The following is a 1248-nucleotide window of genomic DNA, read 5'->3' as shown; positions in this document are numbered from 1 at the left end:
GCGAGGGTGGCTGGGACCGACCCGGGCGTCCGGGCCGTCACCGCCTCGGGGAGATCCACGGGTTGACGAGCGGGGTGCCCATGGGGGCGAAGTCGGATTCGTTGCGGGTGACGAGCGTGAGGCTGTGGACATGGGCTGTGGCTGCGATGAGGGCGTCGTGGGCTGGGCGCCGATCGGGCACGTGGAGTCGTGCTGCCGAGTCGGCAACGGCCCGGTCGACGTCGAGCAGCCGGCCCCTGTAGACCGGGAGCACGTTCTGATCGAGCCACGAGTCCAGGACGGCCGCCTGCCGGGCGTCCTGCCGCCGCTTGTTTTCAATACCGGCGCGCAGTTCCAGCAGGGTGATGACCGAGAGGAAGGTGTCCGACGGTGACAGGGCCTCGGCCCAGGCGTTGAATCGATCATCCCTTCGCTTGGCGGGCTTGCGGAGCTCCGAGATGACGTTGGTGTCGAGCAGGAAGCTCACAGGTCGACCTCGCGTATCGAGTCTCGCGGCCGGACGGGCTCGAAGTCGATCTCCTCGTCCAGGACGAACGCGTCGCTCAAGCTGCCTGCGCTGCCAGTGAGCCGCTGGTAGTCAGCGAACGATAGCAGGACGTGCGACGGCCGACCGTGGTCAGTGATGATCACCGGCCCGCTGGTGGCGGCTCGCTTGACCGCGCTCACGTCGCGGTTGAACTCTCGTGACGAGACCATGGTCATTGCGACCACCTCCCCAGTAGGTACGTACCTACGTTACTCGCCTCAGGGTGTTCGTGGGGCGGTGTTGCGTTCGTAGGGGGCAGAGCATGTCAGCGGCCATGGTGACCTTCGGTCAGGTCGCGGCGGCGATTTCCACGAACGCGGCTGCCAGCTTCAGCTGGGGGTGGGCGTCGGTGGCGAGTTCGTAGTGGCCGCGGCGGATGTTCTGGATCAGGGGTGCGACGACGAAGTCGCACAGAGTGAGTGAGACCAGTGATGGAGGACCGGTGGTCGGTACTGAGTCTCCGGGTTAGTGCTCGGGAGCCCGTCCCCACCCTGGCACGCGCGCCGCATGCACCCCATGCGGCTGGGTGTGAAGCCCGGGGAAAAGCCCAAGAACCGATGTCCATCCGTCGGGAACAGGCGAGGGGAAGGCCGGAAGGGTGAATAAGGTGAACCCTTGATGGAAGCCTCGTAATCAGAAGCGCCGGAGATGGAATGCAAGACCGGCGTCCAGGGCCTGCTGCTGAGAGGCGGCGATGGCGGCTGGGGTTCTCTTCCCTGGCC

The 1248-nt window shown here is 66.3% G+C and carries 2 protein-coding genes and 1 pseudogene; all 3 read right to left on the bottom strand.

Annotated features, from left to right (window positions below; all coding sequences use genetic code 11):
* Nucleotides 1–37: 37 nt before the first annotated feature.
* Nucleotides 38–466: a PIN domain-containing protein gene (locus AC08OX_RS09370; protein WP_476607448.1), complete on the bottom strand. Its 429-nt coding sequence runs from the start codon at nt 464–466 to the stop codon at nt 38–40.
* Nucleotides 463–702, bottom strand: coding sequence for a type II toxin-antitoxin system Phd/YefM family antitoxin (locus AC08OX_RS09365; RefSeq protein WP_476607447.1), 240 nt, complete (start codon nt 700–702; stop codon nt 463–465). The genes AC08OX_RS09370 and AC08OX_RS09365 overlap by 4 nt, the downstream gene beginning before the upstream one ends.
* A 112-nt stretch (nt 703–814) precedes the next feature.
* Nucleotides 815–916, bottom strand: a pseudogene (locus AC08OX_RS09360) (IS6 family transposase); the annotation flags it as partial.
* Between the last annotated feature and the right edge of the window lie 332 nt (nt 917–1248).

The sequence above is a fragment of the Frankia sp. CoBUL1 genome (genome assembly GCF_978021245.1).
This window is presented reverse-complemented; position numbering and strand designations above follow the sequence as displayed.